The organism is Archangium sp. (genome assembly GCF_057119385.1).
Map to the genome: position 1 here is coordinate 1 of NZ_DBNGVP010000035.1, position 6,770 is coordinate 6,770.

At 67.4% G+C, this 6,770-nt stretch carries 5 protein-coding genes; 3 read left to right on the forward strand and 2 right to left on the reverse strand.

Annotated elements, in window-relative coordinates; all coding sequences use genetic code 11:
• Positions 1-164: 164 nt before the first annotated feature.
• The gene (locus AC16DP_RS09075; protein ID WP_329729813.1) at positions 165-2,117 is read right to left on the reverse strand and encodes a trehalase family glycosidase; all 1,953 of its coding nucleotides are present in this window, start codon (positions 2,115-2,117) and stop codon (positions 165-167) included.
• A 236-nt stretch (positions 2,118-2,353) separates the two neighbouring features.
• Here AC16DP_RS09075 and AC16DP_RS09080 point away from each other — a divergent pair, with 236 nt between their 5' ends.
• Positions 2,354-3,610 carry a hypothetical protein gene (locus AC16DP_RS09080; protein ID WP_329729814.1) on the forward strand — a complete coding sequence of 419 codons (1,257 nt, stop codon included), beginning with the start codon at positions 2,354-2,356 and terminating at the stop codon, positions 3,608-3,610.
• Positions 3,611-4,043: 433 nt separating this feature from the next.
• On the opposite strand, the gene AC16DP_RS09085 is transcribed toward AC16DP_RS09080, so the two are convergent.
• A complete protein-coding gene (locus AC16DP_RS09085; protein ID WP_329729815.1) occupies positions 4,044-5,066 on the reverse strand; it encodes a collagen-like triple helix repeat-containing protein in 1,023 nt (340 codons plus the stop codon).
• 764 nt (positions 5,067-5,830) lie between these two features.
• Between AC16DP_RS09085 and AC16DP_RS09090 the strand changes: the two genes are divergently transcribed.
• Positions 5,831-6,049, forward strand: a complete 219-nt coding sequence (locus AC16DP_RS09090) for a hypothetical protein (protein WP_329729816.1) — start codon at positions 5,831-5,833, stop codon at positions 6,047-6,049.
• A gap of 353 nt (positions 6,050-6,402) precedes the next feature.
• Positions 6,403-6,654 carry a hypothetical protein gene (locus tag AC16DP_RS09095; protein WP_329729817.1) on the forward strand — a complete coding sequence of 84 codons (252 nt, stop codon included), beginning with the start codon at positions 6,403-6,405 and terminating at the stop codon, positions 6,652-6,654.
• Positions 6,655-6,770: the final 116 nt, after the last annotated feature.

The window sequence follows — 6,770 nt, forward strand, 5'->3', positions numbered from 1 at the left end:
GCTTCCGGCTGGCGGCCTCCTTTGCCGGGCGGGGTTTGAACCCGCAGGGTCCCTTCGTGAAGTTTCCGCTCCTACATCGCTTCCTCCTCACCCAGGCTTCGCCTGGCGCACTCCAACTGTTGGACAACTTTGGAACGAGCGCGCCCGGGAGGTCCCTCCCGCGATCACGCGACGGACTGGGAGGCCCGCTTCTTCCGCGAGCGGCCCCGGCCGCCCTCGTCACGCGGACCGAGCACCCTGTCGGCGGGCAGCCCCGCATCGAGCGCCTCGCGCAGCCCGGGAGACAGCCCGTCCATCAACAGCACCACCGAGGCGTTCGTCCAGGCGAAGCCCAACGTCCGCTCGGACCTGGGGGCCAGCAGCGCTCCGCGATCCGCGCCCTGGTTGCCGTACTCCACGGCCACCTCAGCCGACCGCCTCACCACGTCGTACTTCTCCTTGATGAGGCCGTTGTGGCTCCCCGCGATGTCCAACACCATCGACAGCCAGCGGTAGGCCACCGCATCGGCCTCCGCATGGAAGCCGTACCGGCGCAGGCCCTCCACCGCGATGATCTGGTGCGGCGCCCACCCGAACGGCCAATCCCACTGCAGATCCTCTCCGCCCGCCGCCTCGCGCGAGGCCCGGCTGCTCGAGGTCAGGCCTCCGTCATGCAGGAAGCGCGGGAGCGCCGCGGCCACCATCGCGGCCTCCTCTCGCGAGGCACAGCCCGTCCACAACGGATAGAAGGCCGCCAGGCACTCGTAGCGGGAGCGGCGTCCGGCCACGAAGTCGTAATCGAAGAACAGCCCCTGCTCCGCGTCCCAGAAGCGCGTGCGCATGATGCGCGCCCGAGCCCTCGCCGCCCGGGCGTACCGCGCCGCCTTCAGCGAGTCCTCCCCTTCCACCTGCCGGAGGATCCCCGCCACGTCCATCTCGTACTGGAACAGCAGCGAGTTGAGGCACACCGGCTCATGGTGGTGCGTGGCCTTGCCGAAGCGGTGGCACATGTCCCAGCCGCTCTCGCGGATGGCCCGGTCATGGCGGTGGAACCCGGCGTCGTCCGGCCGCGAGTCCGCGTAGAACTTCGACAGGTCCTCGGCGTCGGGCCCCTCGGCGTCGTCCTTGTAGCGGGAGAGCCCGCTCGGGGTGGCGCGAGCACCCGTGCGGAAGACGGTCTCGAGTTCCTGCTCCGCCGCCCGGGCCACGCGCTTGAGCAGCCGCCGATCCGCGCGCACCGCGTGCAGCTCCAGCGCCAGCCGGGGCATGAGCGGCGGCTGGGTGCGCGACAGGTGGTAGCTCAGGTTCGAGTTGGGAATCTTCCCGTAGTGCTCGATCTCGTAGAGCTGGTTCTCCAGCATGTCCCTCGCGAGCCCGTAGTGGCCGGAGGTCAGGGCACCGCGGGCGTTGAAGTAGCTGTCCCAGCCGAACATCTGCACGAAGCGGCCGCCCGGAACGATGTACGGGCGCGGCAGGTAGAGCATCCCGGGCTGGCGCATGAGCGCCTCCCAGTCCTTCGCGTCGCGGGGCTTCTGGAGCGGCACCATCTCCAGGCCGCCGGAGCGCCGCGCCTCGGCGCGCAGCTTCTTCAGGGCCTTGCGATCGCGCGCGGGCACGTACACGCGCTGCCTGCCCTCCGGATCCTTCACCGGCATCACCCGCAGGGCCTTCTTCAGGTCCTCGACCTGATCCGAGCGGCGGACGAGCCCCTGCCAGCCCTCGTCGATCAACCGGCGCAGCGTCTGGGTGCGCGGCTCCAGCATCCGCTCCACGGGCAGCCCGATGGACTCACCGCGCCCCGCGAGCAGCTCCTCGGCGAGCACATCCGCGGCGTGCGAGAGCCGCTCCGCCCCGGTCAGCTCCAGGCGCATGCCCGGAGCCAGCTCCAGGTCCACCGCGAAGCGCAGGCCCGCGTCCCGGGCCCGTCCGGCATCCCGCTCCGTGAGGCGGCCGTCACCGTCGAGATCCAACGCCATCAACGTCTCGAAGGCGCGGCGCGCGGTGGACGTGGTGGCGGAGAGGACCGCTGGCGTGTCCAGGGGCTCCGGCGCGCGCTCGCGGGCGAGCCGCTGCGACAGACGGTTCTGGAGGGTGATGGAAGAACGGGAGAGGCGCGAAGACGGCGTCCGGATGGGCACTCTGTCGACCTTCGGAGAGGAAGCTCCGTGCAAGGTACACGAGTCCGTCCCGGTGCCAATGCACCGCATGAAGCCCGCCCGCTTCTCCGCCGGACTGACGTTTGATCTATTTTGAGCTCAAACTTCCAAATACATACACAGTCGGAGTGAGCGCTCCACGAAGGGCTGTGGAACCCCCACACGCTGATTACCCTCCGCCCCGCTCCACCCGACCCCCACACCCTCGGAGATCCACCGTGGACCTGCTTCCGTCGTTCCTCCGTCCCCTCGCCACTTCCGCGCTGCTGCTGGCCGCCGTGGCGATGGCCCCCACCGCGCGCGCCGACGAGCCCCCCACGCCGCTGGAGGACAACCAGCGCATCACCGAGGGCTACATCCAGATCGCCTATGAGCTGAGCGGACTGCTGGATCCGACGCTCCAGCCCGGAGGCAGCAGCAACGTGCGGCCCAACTGGTTCGTCTTCGCGCCACACGCCTCCCGCACCGGTGGCGAAGGCATGCTCGGCGCGGCCCTCGCGCGGCGGATGATCGAGGCGGCCCGGGGCCAGCCCTCCCTGTCGGTGCTCCACGCGCTCGACCGGGCGGGCATCACCGGCACCGTGCGGGTCACCGTGGAGAACCTCGCCCTGGAGCTCGTCGTCCGGGGGCTGCCCACCGACGCGGCCGCCTCGCTGGCCTCGCTCACCACGGCCATGAATGGCGAGGCGCTCGCCGATCCGCGCACCTTCTCCACCACCGCGTCGCGCTTCGCCTCGCTCTACTGGAGCGCGCCGGCCGTCCTCCCGCTCGACAGGGCCGAGTCCGTGGTCCTCACCCTGGAGCGCACGCTGCACGAGGGCAACCTCGCCATCTTCTCGGACATCGGCGGCTCGGCGCTCCTCTACCTGGACTGGCGCCGGAGCGTCACCGGCGACGTCACCCCCGCGCGAGTGCTGTCGGAGTTCTCGCTCCCGGACGCCGTGCCGCAGGAGTCGCAGTTCGCGTACTCGTACGCGCTGGCCCACGTGAACGACACGCCCCGGCCGTACCAGTTCGCCACCCTCTTCCCGGGCATGCACTGGAAGAGCCTGCTGGTGGCGGCCTTCGCGCTCTACGAGGAGGCCCGCCTGGCGCCGGCTCCGGCCGCGCGCGACGCACTCATCGCCCTGGGCAACAACTACGTGGCCTGGCGCGAGCAGCATGACATGGCCCAGCCCGTCTTCACTCCGGCCGTGGCCCACCCGGACGAGGTGTCCCGCTCCGCGCTGCTGGAGGCCCTCACCCCCCTGCTCACCACGGACTTCGGCACCCTCGAGTGGAACTACTCCGACTACGCGTACAGCCAGCCGGACCGGGATGGCAGCATCCTCACCTCGCCGCCCACCGAGTACAGCTGGGCCGTCTTCTGGGATCGCTGGACGGGCATCCTCTACGCCTTCGAGCAGGCCTACGGCGCGCCCTCGGCGCTCTGGGTGATGCCGGAGCCGATCGTGGATCCCACCGCCGAGCCCTGAGCCCCCCAAGAACCTGTTCCGGTAGGGCTCGGTCCTGGCAGGCCGCTCCTCGGGCGAGGATGCTGGAAGCGGCGGGAATCAAACCCGCCGCCTGGCACTTCCAGAGGGGGCCTGGCGGAGTCTCGTGGGAGCCTGACGGTAGCGTGTGCCCTGGCGAGGTGTGGCTGGAGAGGGGCTGGTGGGGGAGCACGGGTGGGAGTACCGGCGGATACGGCCGGAGGGGACGGTGTTGTATGCGGCGGTGCGAGACAACCTCGCCACGCTGCTGGCGGATGCAGGCGAGTTGGGACGCGGCCCGCTCCATCCCTCACCCTCAACATGGCCTCTATCCCCCCTATATGCCTCATGGGGGGTCGGTCTCCACAGCGGGTCGGCCCCCGATGTATTTTCAGCTTACGGACCAGTCGCTTCACCTCAAGCGCTGGTATGCAAGCTACTTCGCGATCTCCATGACAGAGAATGTCGAGTGGAGTTTGCCACCGTGCTTGCGACCATTGAAGCTGGTGTTGATCAAGACGTTACCAGCATTAAGACCAACTCGCAGCTGATAGGTCCTCGTTGAGGTCGCACCAGCAAGGGCAACAAAGCGGAATGGTTGAGTGCATATCTGGGGATAGATTCTGTCGGCGGCGCATCGCGCATAGCCATTGGTTGCACCATCAGAGAACGTGGCGATCGCATCAGACATGCCTTCCTGAAAGATGGCGATAGTGAGATGGTCACTATGGTTCGTAGGTTCGGCCCAATGTACGAGCCCCTCGAAGACCAGGACATTCGTTGCGGTCTTCGGCGTGAGGGTCACAGTGAGAAGTTGGTTGCCTTGCGTGATCTGCGGAATTGAATCATTCCACGGGAAAGTACTAGGGAGGCTCAGTGGCTGGCTGGTCTGCGCGTACTGGAAGTCGACAATCCCCTGCGGACCGGGCGGTCCCTGCGGGCCGGTGTCACCTTGCGGGCCGGGCGCTCCCTGAGGGCCCGCCGGTCCCATGGGGCCTTGAGGTCCGGCCGGCCCCATCGCGCCCGTATCTCCTTTCGGTCCCTGTGGACCTGTGGCGCCAGCCACGCCCGGCGGGCCTTGTGGACCAGTAGGCCCTGGAGGACCGGCCAGGCCTTGAGGCCCCACTTCTCCAAAGGTGACGATGTGGCCGTCGTTCTCGCAATCGGCAGTGCCGGCAGAGACCGTCAGGAGATATTCCCCCCTCGCTTTCAAGAACAGATTCGGCATCCGAGCGACAATGAAGGTGTCGTCGCTCTGGAGCAGGGCGAGAGGCTGCTCATACAACTCGACTACGGGCAGCGTATATCCAAAGTTCCGCCCGTCAATGAAGATGCGCTTGTTCACATAATCAAGCTCGACAGCAAGAATCTTGAGGGCAGGAGGGAGTTGCTGCGCCTCAACTCTTCTCCCAACCACTGAAAACACAAAGACAAGCATAAATGCCACAAATCGTTTCATGTTTCCTCTTCAAGGGCCGCTCAATGGCAGCCGTGGGCCGGCTTGGAGTTCCTTTCAAAAACCCCTCGGACTCTAGTGACCCGAGGGCGAGCTCCACGCTGAAGCGGTTATATACCCTGTGCCGATGCATGCTCCGATAGGAGGCATCCCGGCCAGGCCGCTCCACGGGCAAGGATGCTGAAGGGGACGAGCGAGAGCAGAAAGACAGAGGAGGGCTGCTGTCGAGTGCAGGAGGGCTGCTCCCCAAAGCAGGTGCGGAGGAGAGGAGCGAGACGCGCCCCCAGTAGGAGCAGAGGAGGCGAGCGTGGCGCCGGAGGCAGGGGCGAGGAAGGAGCGGAGCAAAAGGAGAGGACGCCGCCAGTAGACCAGGCGGGGCTGCTGCGCAGGACGCTCGCGTTGGACGTGTTCACCTGCATCAGGTGTGGAGGCAGGCAGTAGGTGCTGGCGTACGTGAAGCAAGCCAGAGGGGTGCGCGCCACGCCTCCTCGTTAGGAGTGGGTTTGACTCAAGGCGGTGGGCAACCTCTATTGGAGGCGGCAGGAATCGAACCCGCCGCCGGAGGCTTCCGGCGAGAGCACTCCAGGGCGGTCGAGAGCGGTTTTCGCAGGAGTTCCAGCCGGTTACATCGGCCCCTGCCCCACGCTGAGCTGTGTTGAGATCGCTCCAGCGAGGGACATAACCCTACTGTCCACGCAACGGGAGCAAGCCCAACCCGCCGGCAGTGCTCGCAGCACGCGGCGCAGTCGCCCTGCTCGAGCGAGGCCGTGCACGAGAAGCACTCCTCGGGCAGCGGAGCCTCCTCGCCGCACGTGGTACAGAAAGCCCAGGTGGACTCGAGCTTCGCCTCGCACCCCACGCACGCGGGCGCCCCCTCCTCGATGGAGGGCCGCCAGCGCTGCGTCGTGGCGCACCAGGGGCAGTACGGCATCAGCCATGCCACCTTGCCCTCGCCCCCCTACCGCTCCCCTTGCGAGCGTTCGTGAATGTAGGGGCGCGCTGCCATACTCCGAACCGCCCCGCGAGGACCATTCAGGTCTTGAATCGGTTGGAGGGTCCGGCCATGCGTCTCCGAGCGTGCATCGCACTTCTGCTCTTTCTCTCAGCCTGTACGACGTCACCGCCCAGCCCAACACAGCCAGCGGCCCGGGACCCGGGGCTCGCCAACCTCCAGCGAGCGGCGACGCTGCCCTGGACAGATGGGGGGCGATGCGCCGTCCAGGAGGCTTCCGAGCCCTGGCCCGTGCTGGCGGAGAGGTGCTACCACACTCTGGACCATGAAAGGGTTCGGTTTCGGGACATCACGGGCAGATGCGCCGTCGCCTCCGCAGGTGCGGCAGTGGGCGTCGGACTCTGTGTCCTGGCGGCGCCGGAGATCATCGTGGGAGCGGTCATCGTCGCGGGCGTGGTGGTGGTGGGATTCGCCATCAAAGAGGCGCTGGATGTGTATGAGCTGAAATGGGCCGTTCAAGAAGACGCAAAGCCCGCGCCTGAAACGCGGCCCGCTCCGCAGGAACCCTCGCCGGAAAAAAGGCCCAAGCCGGAGCCAAAAGGGCCGGACTTCCCTCCCGTGGGTCCAACCCAGGCTTGATTCAAAGTCCTACGAGAGAGGTTATCCCACCAGGACCTACGGCTGAAGTATAGTCCCGCCTACAGGCGCCCACCGGAGGCGAGCAGCCGCGAGCTGATCGCGAGGGGGGAGCCTGC